This window comes from Mesorhizobium sp. M4B.F.Ca.ET.214.01.1.1, assembly GCF_004791545.1.
Taxonomy (GTDB): domain Bacteria; phylum Pseudomonadota; class Alphaproteobacteria; order Rhizobiales; family Rhizobiaceae; genus Mesorhizobium; species Mesorhizobium abyssinicae.
Genome location: NZ_SRUX01000300.1, coordinates 1 through 281 on the forward strand (window position 1 = coordinate 1; position 281 = coordinate 281).

1 protein-coding gene is annotated in these 281 nt (G+C 63.3%); it reads right to left on the reverse strand.

Translation table 11 applies throughout. The annotated features are described in order from the left end of the window. The coding region (locus EN857_RS34320) for an amidase family protein (RefSeq protein WP_245521695.1) at positions 1-281 on the reverse strand (281 nt) is incomplete at both ends.

Genomic DNA, 281 nt, shown 5'->3' on the forward strand with positions numbered 1-281 from the left:
GTCAAGCTGTTCAGGAACTTGTCCTGTCGCGCATTGGCTCCGGCTGTTTAAAAAAGCCGCTGCAACAGTGAGGAAACCACAATGTTTCACCCGCTTCCAGAAGACCTCATTGGCGACGAGATGCTCGAAGGCCGGCGAGCCGGCGGCGACCGTCAGGCCCCTCACCTTGTAGCTGTCCTTGGCGGTGTCGGGGATGCCGTCGAGCGGCCCGAGTGCCTTGCCCTCACGCCGCCGCCGGTCGGAAGCCTCCGCCTCCGCGAACATGTCGGGATTGAGCACCG